Below are 20102 nucleotides of genomic sequence, written 5' to 3'. Positions count from 1 at the left end.
AGAAGCGGCCGCCAGTGTAGCGTGGCCGCCAGGCCGGCTCAGCGCGCCGGTGTGTCGACGGCGCGCCGGCCCAGTGCCGGGTCGTCGGTGAAAAAGCCATCGATGCCGGCCGCGACGAAGGCTTGCACCTCGCGCTCCATGCCCGCCGGGCTGCGCGTGGCGTCGTCGCCGCCCGTCTGCAGCGCCTTGGGCAGGAAGCTGTTTTCCGGGCGGAACGTGTACGGATGGACAAACAGGCCGGCAGCATGGGCCTGGTGTACCAGCGCGGTCGGCGCGCCCAGGGCGCCTTGCGCATCACGGGGCACGACGCTGCTTTTTTCCGGGCCGATGCCGTCGGCGTAGGCCGCCACTTCGCGCAGGCCGGTCGTGTTCAGCATATCGCCGAAGGTGCGGCCGTCGCCAGCCAGTTTCCAGTCAGCCGGGCCCTTGCGCGGGTTGCCGATCAGCTGAACCAGCTTGACGTTCTGCATTGCGCTGCCCAGCGTGCGGCGCAGCGCGCGCAGGCTGCCGCTTTCGAAACACTGGATAAACAGCGGCCCATTGCGCAGGTATGGCTGTGCCCGCACCGCCGCAGCCAGTTTGTCCTCGAGCGGCAAGCCGATGCTGCGGAAATAGCTCGGGTGCTTCAGTTCCGCATAGATGCCGATGGGTTTGCCGGTGCGCAGCGCGGCCTGCTCGGCGAGGCGCACGATTTCGTCGAAGGACGGCACCTCGAACTGGTCGTTCAGGCGTGCATTGGCCGGGCGCAGGCGCGGGATGCGCTCGCGCGCGCGCAGCGTCTTGAGTTCGGCCAGCGTGAAGTCTTCGGTGAACCAGCCGGTCAGGCGCTCGCCGTCAATCACCTTGGTGCGCTTGCGCTCGGCAAACTGCGGCAGTTCGGCGACGTTGGTGGTGCCGGTGATGTCATTCTCATGGCGCGCCACCAGCACGCCGTCGCGCGTCATGACCAGGTCGGGCTCGATCGCGTCGGCGCCGTCCTCGATCGCCTTGGCATAGGCGGCCAGTGTATGTTCGGGGCGTCGCGCGCTGGCGCCGCGATGGGCGATGACCAGCGGCTTTGGCTGCGGGGCCGCCGCAGCCGGTGCGCTGGCGGCGGGCACCGGCGCAGGCGGGGCCGGCGATGCGGCGCGCTTGGGGCGCGGCACCGTGGCGCAGCCGGCGGCCAGCATCGCGCACGCCGCGGCGGCAGCGGTCGGCAACAGCCAGCGCCGGCAAGCGGCAACAACACGGGCAAGGCTGGCGCGCGAGCGCGGCGCGAGCAGTCGGGACTGGCTAGGCATGCGGCGTTCCTGTGATGGGTCCAAGGGCAGATTGTAAAAGACGCGGCCGCCTTCTACGGTGGCGAACTCAGCCGACCAGCCGTCCGCGCCGCACGCGCATGCCCTTGCGCACCAGGTCAGGCGCCAGGCCGGCCAGCGTGCCCAGCGTATCGCCGCCGTTGGCATGGCAGATCGCCACGCCCAGCGCGTCGGCCGCATCGCTACCGGGCTGGCCCGGCAGCATCAGCAGCCGCGTGACCATTTCCTGCACCTGCGCCTTGTTGGCGCGGCCATAGCCGACCACCGCCACCTTGAGCTGCAGCGCGGTGTATTCGAACACCGGCAGCCCGTAGCCGACCAGCCCGCAGATCGCCGCGCCGCGCGCCTGGCCGAGCAGCAGCGTGGACTGCGGGTTGACGTTGACGAAGACCTTCTCGATCGCCGCGCAGTCAGGGGCGTAAGTCCGCGACACTTCGCTGATGCCGTCATACAGCGTTTTCAGCCGTTCCGGCAGGTTGGCATTGCCGTCGCTCTTGATCGTGCCCGAGGCGATATAGGCAAGCTTGTTGCCTTGTTTCTCGATCACGCCGAAGCCGGTGGTGCGCAGGCCGGGGTCGATGCCTAGGATTCGCATGAGGTTGGGGTAGGGTGGACGCCGTTTAGTGTATTGCTTTTTGCGCGGAGGGCGCGGGGGCGGCGTAGCCCTTGAGGTGGGGCAAAAGTCTGCGAGGCCCCTTGAATGACCCGTTGCGGATTCCCTCTCCCGCTGGCGGGAGAGGGTTGGGGAGAGGGGGGGAATATCCACGAAGTGAAGCCGGTGGTATGCCAGCGCCTGCCCTCACCCCCGGCCCTTCTCCCGCAGGCGGGAGAGGGGAGCAAACCTCAGTGGCGGAAATGCCGCGTGCCCGTCAGCACCATCGCAATGCCGCGCTCGTCGGCGGCGGCGATGACTTCGTCATCGCGCATCGAGCCGCCCGGCTGGATCACGCAGGTCGCGCCCGCGTCGACCACCACGTCAAGGCCGTCGCGGAACGGGAAGAATGCATCCGACGCGACCGCCGAGCCGGCCAGCGTCAGGCCGGCGTTCTGCGCCTTGATGCTCGCGATGCGGGCCGAATCGACGCGGCTCATCTGGCCGGCGCCCACGCCCAGCGTCATGCCGCCGCCGCAGAACACGATGGCATTGGACTTGACGAACTTGGCCACGCGCCAGGCGAACATCAGGTCGTCCATTTCCTTCGGGGTCGGATGGCGGCGCGTCACCACGCGCAGCTCGGACGGCTGCACGTTCTTGGCGTCCGGGCTCTGCACCAGCAGGCCGCCGCCGACGCGCTTGAAGTCGAACTGGTTGATGCCCTTGCCCAGCGGGATCTCGAGCAGGCGCACATTCTGCTTGGCCGCGAACACGGCGCGCGCGGCGGCGCTGAACGACGGCGCGATCAGTACTTCGACGAACTGCTTGGCCACCGCTTGCGCCGCGGCTTCGTCCAGCTCGACGTTGAAGGCGATGATGCCGCCGAAGGCCGAGGTCGAATCGGTCTTGAACGCCTTGTCATACGCTTCCAGCGCATTAGCGCCCAGCGCCACGCCGCACGGGTTGGCGTGCTTGATGATGACGCAGGCGGCGCCGGCGGCAGCGTCGAACGACTTTACGCATTCCCACGCGGCATCGGCGTCGGCGATGTTGTTGTACGACAGTTCCTTGCCCTGCAGCTGCACGTAGTTGGCCAGTGCGCCGTCGAAGGCCTTCAGGTCGCGGTAGAACGCGGCCGACTGGTGCGGGTTCTCGCCGTAGCGCATTTCCTGCACCTTGTCGAAGGCCAGGTTCAGCGTCTGCGGGTAGGCGCTGCGGGCCTGGTGCGACTTGTCGGCGCCCAGGCTGGTCAGGTAGTTGGTGATGGCGCCGTCGTACTGCGCGGTGTGCGCGAACACCTTGGTGGCCAGGCGGAAGTTGGTGTCGTAGCCGACGCTGTTGCCATTGGCGCGCATTTCACCGAGCACCACGGCGTAGTCGGCCGGGTCGACGATCACGGTCACGTCGCGGTGGTTCTTGGCCGCCGAGCGCAGCATGGTCGGGCCGCCGATGTCGATGTTCTCGATCGCGTCCGGCAGCGTGCAGTCATCCTTGGCCACGGTCTGCTGGAACGGGTACAAGTTGACCACCAGCAGGTCGATGGTGGGGATGTTGTGCTCGGCCAGCGCGGCCATGTGCTCGGGCAGGTCGCGGCGCGCCAGGATGCCGCCGTGGACCTTGGGATGCAGCGTCTTGACGCGGCCGTCGAGCATTTCCGGGAAGCCGGTGTAGTCGGCCACCTCCGTCACGGGCAGGCCGCTGTCGGCCAGCAGCTTGGCGGTGCCGCCGGTGGAAAGCAGCGTGACGCCGAGCGCGTTCAGTTCGCGCGCGAAATCGACGATGCCGGTCTTGTCGGAAACGGAGAGTAGGGCTTGCTTGATCATGGCAGTGGGAAACGCTTCAAATTCAAAGTAAACCGTGCTGCTGCAGCTTCTTGCGCAGCGTATTGCGATTGATGCCCAGGTAGGCGGCCGCCAGCGACTGGTTGCGCTCGGCGCGTACCATCACGGCTTCCAGCAGCGGCCGTTCGACCGCCTCGAGCACCATGTTGTACATATTCGACGGCTCTTCGCCGTCCAGGTCGCGAAAGTACGTATCCAGGCTTTCCCGGATGCACTGGTCGATAGCGTTGCGGCTCATGCGGCAAGCAACTCCCCGTTTTTGTTGTTGTTCGCTTCGTCTTTGTCTTGCGCGGCGTCGTCGACATACACCAGCCGGTCAGAGATCTGCGCCTGCTCGTCGAAGAACGCGTTGACCGCCGCCAGCTGCTCGGCGGTGCTTTCCAGCGTGTTCATGCGGTGGCGGAACAGGTTGGCGCCGCGCAGCCCGCGCGTGTACCAGGCGATGTGCTTGCGCGCGGTGCGCACACCGGTGAACTCGCCATAGAACGCGTAGTGGTCTTCCAGGTGCGCGTTCATGATGGCGCGGATCTCGGCCACTTCCGGCGACGGCAGCATTTCGCCGGTTTTCAGGAAGTGCTCGATCTCGCGGAACAGCCAGGGCCGGCCCTGCGCCGCGCGGCCGATCATGAGCGCGTCGGCGCCGGTCAGCGCCAGCACCTGCTTTGCCTTCTGCGGCGTGGTGATGTCGCCGTTGGCGACCACCGGGATCGACACCGTTGCCTTGACCGCGGCAATGGTCTCGTACTCGGCGTCGCCGTGGTACAGGTCGGCGCGGGTGCGCCCGTGGATGGTGAGCATGCTGATGCCCGCGTCCTCGACCATGCGCGCGACCCGCAGCGCATTGCGGTTTTCGCGGTTCCAGCCGGTGCGGATCTTGAGCGTGACCGGCACGCGCTCGCCGACCGCGGCGACCACCGCCTCGACGATGCGCACCACCAGCGGCTCGTTCTGCAGCAGGGCCGAGCCGGCGGCGACGTTGCACACCTTCTTGGCCGGGCAGCCCATGTTGATGTCGATGATCTGCGCGCCGCGATCGACGTTGTAGCGCGCGGCCTCGGCCATCATCGACGGCTCGGCGCCGGCGATCTGCACCGCGATGGGCTCGACCTCGCCGGCGTGGTTGGCGCGGCGCATGGTCTTCTCGCTCTTCCACAGCTGGGCATTGGACGCCACCATTTCCGACACCGCGTAGCCCGCGCCGAGCTGCTTGCACAGCTGGCGGAAGGGCCGGTCCGTCACGCCCGCCATCGGGGCGACAAAAAGGTTGTTGCGGAGTTGGTGAGGTCCGATCTGCACGACGGTTAGGCGGCGCCTGGGGCGCGGTTGGGCGGTTCTGGTGACCCGTCCTGGCGGCCCCGCCTTCACGGTGCAACAGGCGCCGCGACGGATCGGGACAGCCTGCTCTGAGGCTGGAACGAAACAGAGACGAAACGGAAAAACATGCCCCTGCCGAAACAGCTGCCAGCGGTGGATCGGGACATGTGCGAGGGCAGGATTCTACCGCCAATCGGTCACGATTGCCCAAGATTTGAGCATGCGCGGCGCGGGCCGTGGCGCCATGCCACGATGGCAGTGGCGCAAGCGCCACTGCCATCAAGGGGTACCAGTTCAGCGGCGCATCCCGAACATCATGTGGCGCGCCAGCGCGTGGCGCAGCGGCGGCAGGCATGCCAGCGCCGCCAGCGACGCGCCGCGCGCCTGGGCCGCGAGCGGAAAGCCCACGCCGAAAACGCGCGGCAGCAGGTCAGTCACGCCGATGGTGACGGCGCGGTCCAGCCGGTGCCGGCTGGCGAAGGCCTGCAGCGCTTGCGGGGTGCAGGCGCCGCGCAGCGAGTCGGCCAGCGCAAACGCATCGCGCAGGCCCAGGTTCAGGCCTTGTCCGGCGACCGGATGCAGCGTCTGCGCGGCGTTGCCGACGGCCACCACCCGCCCGTTGACCGTCACCGGCGCGGCGTTCAGCCCCAGCGGGAAGGCATGGCGCTTGCCCGCCAGCGTGAACTGGCCCATGCGGTCGCCGAAGGCGCGGCCGAGTTCGGCGGCAAACTGGGCTTCCGGCAGCGCGATCCGCCGCGCGGCCTGGTCTGGCGGGCAGCACCACACCAGCGCATAGCCGGGCGTACCGTGTTCCTCATGCGGCAGCAGCGCCAGCGGGCCTTCCTCGGTAAAGCGCTCCCAGGCCCAGCCGGGCTGCGGGCGCGAGCAGGTCACATGGGCGATCACCGCGGTCTGGCGGTAGTCGCGCGTGCGTGCGCCGCGGCCCTGGTGGGCGGCCTGCTCGTGGAACAGGCCGCCCTCGGCCTGGACCGCCAGGCGTGCGGCAAAACTTGCCGGCTGGCCGTCGTGGCCGGTGCCGCTCAGCCGCACCAGGCCGGCATCGGCCGGGTCCGCGCCGCGCGGCACGGGATCCTGTTCGATCCGCTCGATGCGGGTCTCGAAGACCCGCCGCAGCCGGCCCTCTGCAGCCGCCTGCCCGGCCTGGGCCAGCGCCCGCTCCAGTACGTTGCACAGGTCACCGTAGCGCACCACGTAGCCGAGCGCCGGCACGCCGTAGTCGTCATGGTGCAGCCGGACATGGCCGAAGCGGCCGCGCTGCGACACATGGATATGCTCGATCGGGCTGCCCGGCACCGGCCAGGCTCCGATCTGCTCAAGCAGCTGGCGGCTGCCGTGCGACAGCGCGATCGCGCGCGGGTCGCGCGCCGCGCGCGCCGGCGTGGCGGCGTCGATCAGCGCGACGCGCCAGCTGGTGGTCCGCAACAGCTGGCAGGCCAGCGCCAGGCCGACCGGGCCGCCGCCGACGATGGCGACATCGGCGGGGCCTTGAAGATCAGGTTGCGCCGCCGGCATCGTCACTGCCTCCTGCATGGCCAGCGTTGGTCCCGGCCTGGGCGTCGGCGCTGCGCTTCCAGCAGATCGCGTCCGAGCGTGACTTACCCGCCGCGGCGTCGCGCAGCGCGTTGTCGAGCTTCTGGTCGTTGAAGCCCGGCAGCGCACGCAGCTGCTGCAGCAGGGCCGCATGGTTGGCGGCATCGAGCGGCACCACGCAGCCCTGGCCCGAACCCGGCTCGCCGATCAGGATCATCCAGGCGGTGCCGGCCCACGGCGCGCGGTCGGAGACCCGCACCACCACCCGCTCGAGCACGTCCCACGCGACTTCCTCGCGCTGGCCGTCGGGGCGGTGCACCACCACGCGGTCGTCGTAGAGGTTGATGATGAACGGTTCGGTCGGATCGGGGCGGCGGGCGCTGCCAGCCTGGTTGCCGGCGCCGGCCTGGCCCGGCAGGATCCTGCGCAGCCAGCTGATCATCGCGGGCCTCCTGCGGTGGCGTGGTCGCGCATCAGTGCTTCGATCTCGTCGGCCAGCACCGGCACGCCGCGCGTGATCAGCTCGCAGTCGCCATCGGTGACCACGGCGTCGTCCTCGATGCGGATGCCGATATGCCAGTAGCGCTCGGGCACGTCCTCGGCCGGGCGCACATAGATGCCGGGCTCGATGGTCAGCACCATGCCGGGCTGCAGCGGCCGCCACGGGCGCTCGCCTTCGCCGCTGTGGCTGGCGACGCGGTATTCGCCCACGTCGTGCACGTCCATGCCCAGCCAGTGGCCAGTGCGGTGCATGTAGAAGCGGCGGTAGCTGCCGCTGGCCAGCACGTCGTCGAGCGTGCCCTCCTTGTTGCGGTCGAGCAGGCCGGTATCGAGCATGCCCTGCGCCAGCACGCGCACGGCGGCGTCATGCGGCACGTTGTATGGCACGCCGGCGCGGGTCTCGGCGATGGCGGCCTGCTGCGCGGCCACCACCAGGTCATACAGCTCGCGCTGCGCCGGCGAAAAGCGGCCCGAGACCGGGAAGGTGCGCGTGATGTCCGAGGCGTAGCCATCGAACTCGCACCCGGCATCGATCAGGCACAGGTCGCCGTCCTTCAGCTCGGCCGGGCCGGCGCGGTAGTGCAGCACGCAGGCGTTGGGGCCGGCGGCGACGATCGAGTTGTAGGCCACGCTCTGCGCGCCATGGCGGCGGAATTCATAGAGCAGTTCCGCCTCGAGGTGGTATTCGCGCAGGCCGGCGCGGGTGGCCTGCATCGCGCGCACATGGGCGCCGGCGGAAATCGCCGCGGCGCGGCGCATGGTGGCGAGCTCGCCAGCGTCCTTGAACAGCCGCATTTCATCGAGCAGCGTGCGGATGTCGAGGGCCACCGCCGGTGCTGCCACGCCGGCGCGGCCCTGCATGCGCACCGCGTCGAGCCAGCGGCGCATCTGCATGTCGGTGCGGATCGAATCGGCCAGCGGGTAGGCCAGCTGCGCGCGGTTGGCCAGCAGCGGCGGCAGCGCCGCGTCGATGTCTTCGACCGAATGCGCTTCGTCGAAGCCGAACGCGGCGCGCGCGCCTTCCGGGCCGAAACGGAACCCGTCCCAGATCTCGCGCTCTTCATGCTTGGGGCGGCAGAACAGGATGCTGCGGTCGGCCTCGGCCGGATCGCCGGGCGCGCCGGCTACCAGCACCAGCACCGCTTCGGGCTCGGTGAAGCCGCTCAGGTAATAGAAATAGCTGTCGTGCCGGTACGGGTAGTCGCTGTCGCGATTGCGCATGGCTTCCGGCGCGGTGGGCAGGATCGCCACGCCGCCGCCGCCGGCGCGCAGGTGCTGCAGCACACGGGCGCGGCGGTCGCGGCAGGCGGCGAGGAGGGCGGTGTCGGGTGCGGACATGGTCGGGCCTGGTAGAAAGGATCAGGCCGATTCTACCGCCGCTGGCGGCGCAGCTGCGCCAGTGGCGCGAAAGTCGCGCGCTAGCGTCCTTGTGCGGCCGACAGCATGGCGTCGAGCTCGACCAGCTGCGCCGGCGTGCCCACGTTCTCCCAGCGTCCGTCGAAGCGCTCGCCGGTAGCGGTGCCGGCGGCGATGCAGGCATGGTAGATCGGCGTCATGGCCACCCGCGTGCCTGGGGCGATATCGGTAAACAGCCGGGTGTCGTAGAGCCCGATATTGCCGAAGGTGAGGCGCGTGCCGGCGGCTGCGTCGGCGTCCAGCGATAACCGGCCTTGTCCATCCAGCCCGAAATCACCGCGCGGATGGAACGGCGGGTTCGGCACCATCACCAGGTGCATGTGCGGCGCGGCCGCGCCCGCCAGCGCCTGCGCGCGCGGCAGCAGCGCGCGGAAGTCATAGTCGCAGAAGATGTCGCCGGACACGGCCAGGAAGATTTCGCCGCGCGCCGGGTCGTGCGACAGCAGCGGCAGGGCCCGGGCGATGCCGCCTGCCGTTTCCAGCGCTTCGCCTTCGGCCGAATAGGCGATGCGCACGCCGAAGCGGCTGCCGTCGCCGAGGGCGGCTTCGATCTGCCCGCCCAGCCAGGCGTGGTTGATGACGATGTCGCGCAGTCCCGCGCGTGCCAGCGCTTCGATCTTCCAGGCAATCAGCGGCTTGCCGCCCACCGTCAGCAGTGGCTTCGGGCAGGTATCGGTCAGCGGACGCATGCGGTCGCCGCGGCCGGCGGCGAAGATCATGGTCTTCATCAGAACAGGGCCTCCAGGGCAAGCAGCGTGGCCATGCCGCCGGCAATGGTCCAGCCCACGCTGCGGGTTCGTGCGGCAATCAGGATGGCGACCACGCCGGCCACCAGCCTGGCGTTGGTCGGGGTGAGGGCGAGTTCGCCGTGTTGCATCAGCAGGTCGGGGGCGATCAGCGCCGACAGCATTGCGGCCGGCACGAACTGCAGCGCGGTGCGGAACCACGACGGCAGCCGCACGCGGCCTTCGACGGCGATGAACGACAGGCGGATCAGGAAGGTGGCCAGGCCCGCGGCCAGGAAGACCCACAGCAATGTCAGGGCATTCATGCGGCCTCCTTGCCGGCAGTGCCGGTGCCGGTGTCGGCGTCGGTGGCGTGGCTGGCCGCACGCGGTCCGGGCCGGTTGCCGCGCCCCAGCACCAGCATGCCCACGGCGATGCCGCCGAGCGCGGCCACCATCAGGCCGAGCTTGTGCGGCAGGCTGTAGCAGGCCACCGCCAGCGCGCTGGCTGCCAGCGCCGCGGCGACGTGCGAGCGGTGCCTGAGGCCCGGCACGATGATGCCGATAAAAGTCAGCGGCAGGAAAAAGTCCAGCGGCCAGTCGCGCGGCACCTGGGCGCCGACCAGCACGCCGGCCAGCGTCGACAGCTGCCAGCTGGCCCACAGTGCGAAGCCGCCGCCAAAGTAATACCAGTGCCGGTAGCGGGCGCGCGGGCCGGTGTCGCCCAGCCGGTGCGTCATCGCGGCAAAGGCCTCGTCGGTCAGCAGGTAGGCGATCAGCGCCTTCCAGCGCCGCGGCAGGTGCGCCAGCGTCGGCGCGATGGTGGCGGAATACAGCGCGTGGCGCAGGTTGACCATGGCCACCGTCAGCGTGATCACCACCGCCGGGGTGCCGGCGCTCCACAGCTGCGTCAGGATCATCTGCGAGGCACCGCCGAACACGATCGCGCTCATTGCGCAGGCCAGCCATGCGGGCATGCCGGCGCCGACCGCCAGCACGCCGTAGATCAGGCCGAACGGCACCACGCCCAGCAGCATCGGCGCGAGCGCGCGCGCGCCGGCCAGCCATTCGCCGGCGGCGGTGATGGCAGGCGCGGTACTGTCGTCCGGACCGGGGGCGTCGGCGCGCATGGCGTCAGAAGGTATAGCCGGCCGGGCTGGCGACGCCTTCGAGCGCGTCCAGCAGGCGGATCAGCTTGCGCAGTTCGGTATAGCGCCCGGCCACCTGGCGGGTGTATTTCATCACCAGCGGCAGGTTGGCCAGGTAGCCGTCCTTGCCGTCGCGGTGGTACAGGCGGGCGAAGATCCCCAGCACCTTGAGATGGCGCTGCAGGCCCATCCACTCGAAGTCGCGGTAGAACTCGCCGAAGTCGGGGTTGACCGGCAGCGCGGCCTTGCGCGCGCGCTCCCAGTAGCGGATCAGCCAGTCGAGCTGCTGCTCTTCATCCCATTCGATATAGGCATCGCGCCACAGCGAGACCGCGTCGTAGGTGATCGGGCCGAGCACCGCGTCCTGGAAGTCCAGCACGCCCGGGTTGGCGGCGCCCTCGAGCACCATCAGGTTGCGCGAGTGGAAATCGCGGTGGACGTAGACCTGGGGCTGCGCGAGGTTGTTGACAAGCAGTGCTTCCGTCACTTCGCGCCAGTCGGCCTGCTGCGCCTCGGACAGGGTGGCACCGACGTGCCTGGCCACGTACCACTGCGGGAACAGGTCGAGTTCGCGTTGCAGCAGCGCGCGGTCGTACACGGGCAGTTCGCCGGGACGCGAGGCGGCCTGGATGCGGACCAGCGTGGCGGCCGCGTCGGCGTACAGGCCGTGCGCGGTGAAATCGTCGAGCCGCGACAGGTAGGTCTGGCTGCCGAGGTCGGCCAGCAGCAGGAAGCCCTGGGCCAGGTCCTGCGCCAGCACCGTCGGCACGGTCACGCCGGCGGCGCCGAACAGCCCGCACACATGGATGAACGGGCGGCAGTCCTCGTGCGCGGGCGGGGCGTCCATCACGATCGCGGTGGGATGCGCGGCATGGCCGGTGCGCACGCGGAAATAGCGCCGGAAGCTGGCATCGGCCGAGGCCGGGGCGCAGGAGTCGGGATCGGCGGACCATGCCGGTCCGAGTCCGGCCACCCAGGCCTTGAGCTGGTCCAGGCGCGGGTCGTGGGGAAGAGCTGCCATACAGTTACTTGTCGGAGGCACGTGTGGGGATGGGGCGCGGGGCGGAACGAAATTGAAACCCGTCAATGCAACCGGAAATGAAACCGGAAGTAAGCGGCAAGAGCACCCCGGGTTGCCCCGTATAATACCCGACCAGACCGGGGCGCCGGTGGGCTCCGGGAGGGGCCCCCGTTGCCCCGCAGCCTGCCCCGACGGGGCCTGGCGGCCTGCAGGCGAGCCGCTGCCACGCCGAGACTGACAACCCGTGCGAATGACCGAACCACAACGATCACCGAACAACAGGGACTTGCCTGCGCCTGCTTCCCCCCGCTCCCCGGCACGAGCCAGGCGCGCCGGCGGCCTGCATGCGGGCGCGCTGCGCCCGCTGGTGCTGGCCATGGCTGGCCTGTCGGCCGGCGCCCATGCGCAGATGACCGGCTCGGCGATCCCCGACCTCGACCAGGTCGAGCCGGTGTTCGAAGCCGCCCCGCCGGCGCCGCCGCTGCCGGTGGAATCCGGCGAACTGGTGCCCCGCCTGGCCGAGCCGGCCGCCAAGGGCCAGTCCAATCCCGACGCCCCCACCTTCATCGAAGCCGACCGCATGACCGGCTACAGCGAACGCGGCGTCGAGCTGGAAGGCCATGCCGAGTTGCGCCGCGACGGCGGCGTGGTCCAGGGCGACAAGCTGACCTACGACCAGGACACCGACGAGGCCTTCGCGCAGGGCAATGTGCGCATGTCGCGCAGCGGCACGCTGGCGGTCGGCCCGGAAGCGCGGCTCAAGGTCGAAGCCAACGAAGGCTACATGCTGTCGCCGGACTACTACTTCCAGCAGACCGGCGGCACCGGCAAGGCCGAGCGCATCGACTTCCTGGACCAGGACCGCAGCACCGCCCGGCAGGCGTCGTACACCACCTGTTCGCCTGACAACGCTGACTGGTATTTCAGCGCCAACCGGATCGACCTGGATAGCGACCGCCAGGTGGGCGTGGCCTACGGCGGCGTGCTGAATTTCTTCGGCGTGCCGGTCGCGGCCGCGCCGGCGTTCAGCTTCCCGCTGAATGATGACCGCCGCAGCGGCTTCCTGCCGCCGCTGATGGGCTACAGCTCGAAATCGGGTTTCGACCTGACCACGCCGTACTACGTCAATATCGCGCCCAACCGCGACCTGACCATCTTCCCGCGGCTGATGACCGAGCGCGGACTGCAGCTCGGTGGCGAATACCGGTACCTGAGCGAAACCTACTCCGGGCGGCTGCGCGCCGAGTTCCTGCCCGACGACCAGAAGACCAACTCGAATCGCTGGGCCTATTCGCTGCAGCACAACCAGAAGCTGGCGCCGGGCCTCAATGCCTACCTGAACCTGAACCGGGTCTCCGATGACCGCTACCCGGACGACTTCAACCGCAGCGTGTCGCAATCCACGCTGCGGCAGTATGTGCAGGAAGGCGGCGTCACCTACAACTGGGAAGACTTCACCGTGCTGGCCCGGGTGCAGAAGTTCCAGACGCTGCGGCCCAGCGAGCCATCGTACGAGCGCGTGCCGCAGCTCAACGGCAAGTACCTCCGCTATGACCTGGGCGGCTTCGACGTGCAGATGGAAGCCGACTACACCCGCTTCCGCATTCCGCTGACGTCCACCGGCTTCCAGCAGCCGCAGGGCGAGCGCATGTATTTCGTGCCGAGCATCAGCTACCCGATCGTGCGCGCCGGCTGGTACGTGACGCCGAAGGTGTCGTTCAACGCCGCGCAGTACCAGATGGAAGCGGCCAGCAACACGCCGACCGCGCAGAACAATCTGTCCCGCGCGATCCCGACCGTCAGCCTGGATTCGGGCATGACCTTCGAGCGCGATGCGCCGACCATGAGCCGGCTGTTCGGGGTCAACTACGTGCAGACGCTGGAGCCGCGGCTGTTCTACGTTTACACCCCCTTCAAAGACCAGAGCCAGTTCCCGTTGTTCGACACGGTGCAGTCCGACTTCGGCTACGGGCAGATCTTCAGCGAAAACCCGTTCACCGGCTACGACCGCATCGCCGACAACAACAAGCTGACCGGCGGCGTGACCACGCGCCTGATCGAGTCCGATACCGGCATCGAGCGCTTCCGCGGCACCATTGCGCAGCGCTATGACTTCACCGGCCAGCGCGTGCAGATCAACGGCACGCTGGCGGACCCCAAGGCGGGCTCGTCGGACCTGCTGGCCGCCACCACCATCCAGCTGTTCCGCGGCTACTACCTCGATGCGGGGGTGCAGTACAACCCCGATTCGGACCGGATCAGCTACGGCAACGTGGCGTTCACCTACCGCCCCGAGTCGCGCAAGGTGTTCAACGCCGGCTACCGCTACCGCCGGCCCACCTCGGTCACCGACAACACCGCGATCGACCAGTTCGAGCTGTCGAGCCAGTGGCCCATCACGCGCCGTGCCTATGGCATTGCGCGCTTTGCCTTCGACCTGTCCGCCAGCCAGATGGTCGATGCGCTGGCCGGCGTCGAATACGCCGCTGACTGCTGGGTCGGCCGCGTGGTCTACCAGCGTTTCCGCAACACCACCCAGGGCTACACCGGGCGGGTCTTCCTGCAGGTGGAGTTCCGTGGCCTTTCCAAGATCGGGTCCAACCCGTTGAACATCCTGCGCCTGAACGTGCCGGGCTACGAGCCGGTCTCGTCCAAGCCGGTGCCGACGACCCAGTTCGATCACTATGAATGACGGATTACGATGAAACGTCAAGAATTCGCCGCGTTTTCCTTTTTGCTGACGTCCTGGCACCGCCTGCTGCTGCCAGCCGTGCTGGCCGCGATGGCGCTGCCTGCCGCGGCGCAACTGAAGGCGCCTGGAGGCGCGCGCGCCAGCGGCATCTTCGTGCCGCAGGCGTCCGACGTCACCGCGCCGTCCAGCCAGCCCAAGCTGGGGGTGCCGCAGCCCGGCGGGCAGAAGCGCTCGCAGTTGATCGACGAAGTGGTGGCGGTGGTCAACAACAGCGTGATCACGCGGCGCGAACTGCTTGACCGCGCCGACGAGATCGAAAGCCAGCTGCGCGCCGCCGGCCGGCCGGTGCCCGCGCGTGCCGACCTGCTGGGCGAGGTGCTCGAGCGCCTGGTGATGGAACGCGTGCAGACCCAGGCCGCGCAGGACGCCGGCATCCGCGTCACCGACCAGGAAGTCGACCGCGCGATTGAATCGGTGGCCCAGCAGAACCAGATGAACGCGGCCGAGCTGCGCCGCCGGGTCGAGGGCAGCGGCATGACCTGGACCAAGTACCGCGACGAGCTGCGCAAGCAGGTGCAGGTGATCCGCCTGCGCGAGCGCGAAGTCGATTCCAAGGTGCAGGTCTACGACGGCGAGATCGACAACTACCTGGCGGCGCGCGGCGGCCAGGGCGCGGCCAGCGGCCCCACCGAATACAACATGGCGCAGATCCTGGTGCGCGTGCCCGAGAACGCCTCGGACGCGCAGAAGCAGGCGCTGCGCGCCAAGGCCGAGGGGCTGCTCAAGCAGGCCCAGGGCGGCGCCGACTTCGCGCAGCTGGCGCAGGCCAGCTCCGAAGGCCCGGAAGCGGCCCAGGGTGGTGCCATGGGCTTCCGCGAGATCGGCCGCCTGCCGGCGCTGTTTGCCAATGCCGTGGTCGACCTGCAGCCCGGCGCGGTGGCGCCGCAGGTGGTCGAGAGCGCCGCTGGCTTCCATGTGGTCAAGCTGGTGGCCAAGCGCGCGGCGCCGGCCTCGGGCCCGGCGGCGGCGGGCAAGATCACGCAGACCCAGGTGCGCCATATCCTGATCCGCACCGGGCCCAACATGCCCGAGGCCGAGGCGCGCCGCCAGCTCGGCACGCTGCGCGAGCGCATCACTCACGGCGGCGACTTCGCCGAGGCGGCCAAGCGCTTCTCGCAGGACGGCTCGGCGCAGAAGGGCGGCGACCTCGGCTGGGTCTCGCCGGGCGAGCTGGTGCCCGAATTCGAGCAGGCCATGAGCCGGCTGCGCCCGAACGAGATCTCCGAGCCGGTGGTCACGCAGTTCGGGGTGCACCTGATCCAGGTGCTGAACCGCCGCGAAACCGAGTTGTCGCCAGAAAAGCAGCGCGATTTTGCCCGTGCCGAAGTCCGCGAACAGAAGCTGCGCGCCGCCTATGATGACTGGGTGCGCCAATTGCGTTCGCAGGCGTACGTGGAGTACCGGGTCAACCGGCAGCGCTGACGCGCCGCCGCTGCGCCCATCAGCCTGAGCCGACATGCCCGACCCGCTAGCCCTCGCCATCTCGACCGGAGAACCCGCCGGCATCGGCCCCGATATCACCATCGGGGCGTTGCTGCAATGGGGGGGCGCCAACCATGGCGCGGGCAGTACGCCATACCGCTTCCATGTGCTGGGCGATGCCCGCCTGCTGGCCGAGCGTGCCGCGGCGCTTGGGGTTACGCACGCGTGGGAGCGGCGCATGGCCGACGGCGACATCGTGATCGAGGACGTGCCGCTGGCGGTGGCATGCGAGCCCGGGCGCCTCGACGCGCGCAACGGCCGCTATGTGCTGCAGCTGCTCGATGCCGCCATCGACGGCTGCCGGGCGCATGGCAACGCCGCGCCGCGGTATGCCGCGATGGTCACCGCGCCGGTGCAGAAGAGCACCATCAACGACGCCGGCGTGCCCTTCACCGGCCATACCGAATACCTGGCTGACCGCGCCGGCGTGCCGCGCGTGGTGATGATGCTGGCCGGCCCGCAGCCGGCGCACGACGACGCCATGCTGCGCGTGGCGCTGGCCACCACCCACCTGCCGCTGCGCGCGGTGCCCGATGCACTGTCGGTGCCGCTGCTGGTGCAGACCCTGGCGATCATCGATGCCGACCTGCGCCGCGGCTTCGGCATCGCGCGGCCGCGCATCCTGGTCACGGGACTGAACCCGCACGCCGGCGAAAGCGGCCACATGGGCCGCGAAGAGATCGACATCATCGCGCCCGCGCTGGCGCAGGCCAAGGATGCCGGCATCGACGCGCGCGGGCCGTTCCCGGCCGACACGCTGTTCCAGCCGCGCCACCTGCGCGATGCCGACTGCGTGCTGGCGATGTACCATGACCAGGGGTTGGCGCCGCTCAAGTACGGCACCTTCGGCCACGGCGTGAATATCACGCTGGGGCTGCCCTTCATCCGCACGTCGGTGGACCATGGCACCGCGCTCGATCTCGCCGGCACCGGCCAGGCCGAGCACGGCAGCATGATCGAGGCCATCCGCACGGCGGTTATCATGTCTGGCCATGCCAACGGCCGCCGGCGCGGCAGCGCGGGCGCCACGGGCCCCGCCGGCCACACCCCTTCCGGCATGCAGCCGCCATGCTGAAGCCGGACTAAGACATCATGCGTTCAAACGTGCACCAGGGCCATGTGGCCCGCAAACGATTCGGGCAGAACTTCCTGGTCGACGACACCATCATCCACGGCATCGTCAATGCCATCAGCCCGCAGGCCGGCGACGTGCTGGTCGAGATCGGGCCGGGGCTGGGCGCGCTGACCGACCCGCTGCTCGAGCGCATTGCGCAGATGCAAGTGGTCGAACTGGACCGCGACCTGGTCGAGCGGCTGCGCCGCCGCTATGGCGACCGCCTGCAGGTCCACGCCGGCGACGCGCTCGACTTCGATTTCGACAAGCTCGCCGTGCCGGGCCGCCCGCTGCGAATCGTGGGCAACCTGCCCTACAACATTTCGAGCCCGCTGCTGTTCCATCTGATGGAGTTCGCCGACCACGTGCGCGACCAGCACTTCATGCTGCAGAAGGAGGTGGTGGAGCGCATGGTCGCCGAACCCGGCAGCAAGGCCTTCGGCCGGCTTTCGATCATGCTGCAGGTGCGCTACTACATGGAGCATGTGCTGGATGTGCCGCCGGGCGCCTTCAACCCGCCGCCCAAGGTGGACTCGGCCGTGGTCCGCATGATCCCGTGGCCGCGCCACGGCGACGGCCGGCTGCGTTCGCCCCATGCCGATTGCGACATCACCGTGCTTGGCGACGTGGTCACGGCTGCGTTCTCGCAGCGGCGCAAGGTGCTGCGCAACACGCTGTCGTTCCTGCGCGACCAGGTCGACTTCGATGCGATGGGCTTCGACCTGGGCCGGCGCGCCGAGGAAGTGCCGGTCGGCGAGTATGTCGAACTGGCCCGGCGCCTCGGCAACAAGGCCTCTGGCCGGGCCGCCTGAAGCCCGGGCGAATTCCCGAATCCCGAACACATCCAGAATCTCCCGCGACTATCTCGTGCAAGACCGTCCCATGACAGCCCAGTCCAACACCAGCCAAACCAACCGGCGTCCCGTGATCCTGACCGGCGACCGTCCCACCGGCCCGCTGCACCTCGGCCACTTTGTCGGCTCGCTCAAGAGCCGCGTAGCGCTGCAGGATACGCACGAGCAATACCTGCTGCTGGCCGACACCCAGGCCATGACCGACAACGCGCACGATCCCGACAAGGTGCGCCGCAACGTGCTGGAGGTGGCGCTGGACTACCTGGCCGTCGGCATCGACCCGGCCAAGACCACCGTCACGGTGCAGTCGCACCTGCCCGCGCTGGCCGAGCTGACGCTGATGTACCTGAACTTCGTCACGGTGGCGCGGCTGGAGCGCAACCCGACCATCAAGGAAGAGATCCAGGCGCGCGGCTTTGGCCGCGACATTCCGGCCGGCTTCCTGTGCTATCCGGCCTCGCAGGCCGCCGACATCACCGCCTTCAAGGCCGAGGTGGTGCCGGTGGGCGAGGACCAGGCGCCGCTGATCGAGCAGACCAACGAAATCGTGCGCCGCATCAACCACCAGGTCGGCCGCGACGTGCTGCCCGAGTGCAAGGCGCTGATTCCGGAATTCGGCCGCCTGCCGGGCGTCGATGGCAAGGCCAAGATGAGCAAGTCGATGGGCAACGCGATCGCGCTGGGGGCTGCCCCGGAGCAGATCAAGGCCGCGGTGCACAGCATGTACACCGACCCCAACCACCTGCGCGTGGCCGATCCGGGCCAGGTCGAGGGCAACGTGGTGTTCACCTACCTGGACGCCTTCGATCCGAACACCGAGGAAGTCAAGGCGCTGAAGGAACACTACCAGCGCGGCGGGCTGGGCGACATGGTGCTCAAGCGCCGCATCGAGGGGGTGCTGCAGGACCTGCTGGCGCCGATCCGCGAGCGCCGCGAAGCGCTGGCCAAGGATCCGGACTACGTGTTCGACATCCTGCGCCAGGGCACCGAAAAAGCCCGCGCGCTGACCCAGCAGACGCTGGAAGAAGTGCGCGACGCGCTGGGCATGTTCTCGTTCGAGGCACGCCGCTGATCACGCTGGCGTGCTGAGGGTTTGCTCCCCTCTCCCGCAGGCGGGCGAGGGCAGCGTATGCCAGGGGTGGTGCCTTCGTTCAGTCCCTCACGCCCGCCGATTCACCAGCACGATCCCCGCCAGCACCAGCACTGCCGCCACGGCAAAGCGCGGGCCCACGGCATCGTGCATCAGCACCACGCCGAAAGCGACCCCGAACAGCGGCGTCAGGAAGGAAAACACCGACAGCCGCGACGCCAGGTAGCGCTGCAGCAGCCAGAACCAGGTCAGGTAGCTGGCAAAGGCGATCAGCACCGACTGGTAGAACAGGCTCGCCAGCACCACGCCGTCGATCTGTACCGTCATGGTCTGGCCGCCGGCTACCGCCATGGCCAGCAGCATCACCGCGGACACCGCCAGCTGGTACAGCAGCGTCTTGCTGGCCGGCGCGCTGGCCAGCGGGCTGGCGCGCACCACCACGGTGGTGGCTGCCCACAGCGCGCCGGCGAGGATGCCGAGCGCATCGCCCAGCAGCGTGCTGCCCTGCGTCGACGGCGCGGCGATGCCATCCGCAAAGGCCAGCGCCATGCCCGCGAACGCCAGTGTCACGCCCAGCCATTGCCCGCGGCGCAGCCGTTCGCCGGGGACCGCCGCATGCAGTCCCAGCGCGGTGAAGATCGGCGCGGTGTACAGGAACACCGCCATGCGTGAGGCCGTGGTGTGCCCCAGGCCGACGAAGATGCAGAAAAACTCCGCCCCGAACAGCAGCCCGGCCAGCAGGCCGGCGTTCAGCGTGCCGTCGCGCCGCCACAGCGGGGTGCCGCGCCACGCTGCAAACCCGAATACCAGCAGCGCCGCCACGGCCGAGCGCACGCCAGCCTGCAGTACCGCGCCCATCAGTGGCGCGGTGACCTTGATCACGACCTGCTGCAGTCCCCAGGCGGCGCAAAGCACCACCATCAGGCCGATGGCGGTGCCGTCGAGCGGCTGGCGCGCCAGGCTAGGCGTGCTCACGGGGCCGGCCTTCAGGGACGGCTGGAGTCGCGGGTGGAATGGCGCTCGATCAGCTCGATCTTGTAGCCGTCCGGGTCCTCGACAAAGGCGATCACGGTGGTGCCGCCCTTGACCGGGCCGGCTTCGCGCGTGACCTTGCCGCCGGCGGCGCGAATGCGTTCGCAGGCGGCCGCGGCATCGTCGGTCTCCAGCGCGATATGGCCATAGGCGGTACCGAGGTCATAGTGGTCGACGCCGTAGTTGTAGGTCAGCTCCAGCACCGCGGTTTCGCTCTCCGGGCCATAGCCGACAAAGGCGAGGCGGTACTTGTACTCGGGGTTGTCGCTCTCGCGCAGCAGCTGCATGCCGAGCACGCGGGTGTAGAAATCGATGGAGCGCTGCATGTCGCCGACGCGCAGCATGGTGTGGAGGAGTCGCATGGGAGGG

The 20102-nt window shown here is 69.2% G+C and carries 19 protein-coding genes; 5 read left to right on the top strand and 14 right to left on the bottom strand.

Going from position 1 to position 20102, the window contains the following annotated elements:
* Positions 1-38: 38 nt before the first annotated feature.
* From E5S69_RS06305 to E5S69_RS06250, 12 genes are all read right to left on the bottom strand, one after another.
* The gene (locus tag E5S69_RS06305) at positions 39-1280 is read right to left on the bottom strand and encodes a glycerophosphodiester phosphodiesterase (protein ID WP_171514163.1); all 1242 of its coding nucleotides are present in this window, start codon (positions 1278-1280) and stop codon (positions 39-41) included.
* A 67-nt stretch (positions 1281-1347) separates the two neighbouring features.
* Complete coding sequence (ruvC, locus tag E5S69_RS06300; protein WP_012351785.1) at positions 1348-1893, bottom strand: crossover junction endodeoxyribonuclease RuvC; 546 nt, start codon at positions 1891-1893, stop codon at positions 1348-1350.
* A 248-nt stretch (positions 1894-2141) separates the two neighbouring features.
* Positions 2142-3716: a bifunctional phosphoribosylaminoimidazolecarboxamide formyltransferase/IMP cyclohydrolase gene (gene purH / locus E5S69_RS06295; RefSeq protein WP_171514162.1), complete on the bottom strand. Its 1575-nt coding sequence runs from the start codon at positions 3714-3716 to the stop codon at positions 2142-2144.
* 22 nt (positions 3717-3738) lie between these two features.
* The gene (locus E5S69_RS06290) at positions 3739-3972 is read right to left on the bottom strand and encodes a Fis family transcriptional regulator (RefSeq protein ID WP_010813887.1); all 234 of its coding nucleotides are present in this window, start codon (positions 3970-3972) and stop codon (positions 3739-3741) included.
* Positions 3969-5030, bottom strand: a complete 1062-nt coding sequence (gene dusB, locus E5S69_RS06285; protein WP_171514161.1) for a tRNA dihydrouridine synthase DusB — start codon at positions 5028-5030, stop codon at positions 3969-3971. Before dusB ends, E5S69_RS06290 begins: the two co-directional genes overlap by 4 nt.
* Positions 5031-5342: 312 nt before the next feature.
* On the bottom strand, positions 5343-6581 hold the full coding sequence (locus E5S69_RS06280; protein ID WP_171514160.1) for a UbiH/UbiF/VisC/COQ6 family ubiquinone biosynthesis hydroxylase: 1239 nt from the start codon (positions 6579-6581) through the stop codon (positions 5343-5345).
* Positions 6562-7041, bottom strand: a complete 480-nt coding sequence (locus tag E5S69_RS06275; RefSeq protein WP_171514159.1) for a hypothetical protein — start codon at positions 7039-7041, stop codon at positions 6562-6564. Before E5S69_RS06275 ends, E5S69_RS06280 begins: the two co-directional genes overlap by 20 nt.
* Positions 7038-8438: an aminopeptidase P N-terminal domain-containing protein gene (locus E5S69_RS06270; RefSeq protein ID WP_171514158.1), complete on the bottom strand. Its 1401-nt coding sequence runs from the start codon at positions 8436-8438 to the stop codon at positions 7038-7040. The genes E5S69_RS06275 and E5S69_RS06270 overlap by 4 nt, the downstream gene beginning before the upstream one ends.
* A gap of 80 nt (positions 8439-8518) precedes the next feature.
* On the bottom strand, positions 8519-9244 hold the full coding sequence (gene murU, locus E5S69_RS06265; protein WP_171514157.1) for an N-acetylmuramate alpha-1-phosphate uridylyltransferase MurU: 726 nt from the start codon (positions 9242-9244) through the stop codon (positions 8519-8521).
* A complete protein-coding gene (locus tag E5S69_RS06260) occupies positions 9244-9567 on the bottom strand; it encodes an AzlD domain-containing protein (RefSeq protein WP_171514156.1) in 324 nt (107 codons plus the stop codon). The genes murU and E5S69_RS06260 overlap by 1 nt, the downstream gene beginning before the upstream one ends.
* Complete coding sequence (locus E5S69_RS06255) at positions 9564-10370, bottom strand: AzlC family ABC transporter permease (protein ID WP_171514155.1); 807 nt, start codon at positions 10368-10370, stop codon at positions 9564-9566. The genes E5S69_RS06260 and E5S69_RS06255 overlap by 4 nt, the downstream gene beginning before the upstream one ends.
* Before the next feature lie 4 nt (positions 10371-10374).
* Entirely contained in the window at positions 10375-11409 is a 1035-nt protein-coding gene (locus E5S69_RS06250) for an aminoglycoside phosphotransferase family protein (RefSeq protein ID WP_171514154.1), read from the bottom strand.
* 250 nt (positions 11410-11659) lie between these two features.
* Between E5S69_RS06250 and E5S69_RS06245 the strand changes: the two genes are divergently transcribed.
* The 5 genes from E5S69_RS06245 (at position 11660) to trpS (ending at position 18683) form a co-directional block, all read left to right on the top strand.
* Positions 11660-14101 (top strand): LPS-assembly protein LptD, encoded by a 2442-nt coding sequence (locus tag E5S69_RS06245; RefSeq protein ID WP_171514153.1) that lies wholly within the window; start codon positions 11660-11662, stop codon positions 14099-14101.
* Between the two features lie 9 nt (positions 14102-14110).
* On the top strand, positions 14111-15583 hold the full coding sequence (locus E5S69_RS06240; protein WP_171514152.1) for a peptidylprolyl isomerase: 1473 nt from the start codon (positions 14111-14113) through the stop codon (positions 15581-15583).
* Positions 15584-15617: 34 nt separating this feature from the next.
* The gene (gene pdxA / locus E5S69_RS06235; RefSeq protein WP_171514151.1) at positions 15618-16718 is read left to right on the top strand and encodes a 4-hydroxythreonine-4-phosphate dehydrogenase PdxA; all 1101 of its coding nucleotides are present in this window, start codon (positions 15618-15620) and stop codon (positions 16716-16718) included.
* 17 nt (positions 16719-16735) lie between these two features.
* Complete coding sequence (gene rsmA, locus E5S69_RS06230; protein WP_171514150.1) at positions 16736-17569, top strand: 16S rRNA (adenine(1518)-N(6)/adenine(1519)-N(6))-dimethyltransferase RsmA; 834 nt, start codon at positions 16736-16738, stop codon at positions 17567-17569.
* Positions 17570-17639: 70 nt separating this feature from the next.
* Positions 17640-18683, top strand: a complete 1044-nt coding sequence (gene trpS, locus E5S69_RS06225) for a tryptophan--tRNA ligase (protein WP_171514149.1) — start codon at positions 17640-17642, stop codon at positions 18681-18683.
* Positions 18684-18770: 87 nt separating this feature from the next.
* Here the strand turns inward: trpS and E5S69_RS06220 are convergent, their stop codons facing one another.
* Positions 18771-19622, bottom strand: a complete 852-nt coding sequence (locus E5S69_RS06220; protein ID WP_216621259.1) for a DMT family transporter — start codon at positions 19620-19622, stop codon at positions 18771-18773.
* Between the two features lie 65 nt (positions 19623-19687).
* Positions 19688-20095: a lactoylglutathione lyase gene (gloA, locus tag E5S69_RS06215; protein ID WP_171514147.1), complete on the bottom strand. Its 408-nt coding sequence runs from the start codon at positions 20093-20095 to the stop codon at positions 19688-19690.
* Between the last annotated feature and the right edge of the window lie 7 nt (positions 20096-20102).

It is taken from the genome of Cupriavidus necator (assembly GCF_013141915.1).
GTDB lineage: Bacteria > Pseudomonadota > Gammaproteobacteria > Burkholderiales > Burkholderiaceae > Cupriavidus > Cupriavidus necator_B.
Note: the sequence above shows the minus strand (reverse complement) of the source record. Positions and strands in the feature narration are given on the sequence as shown.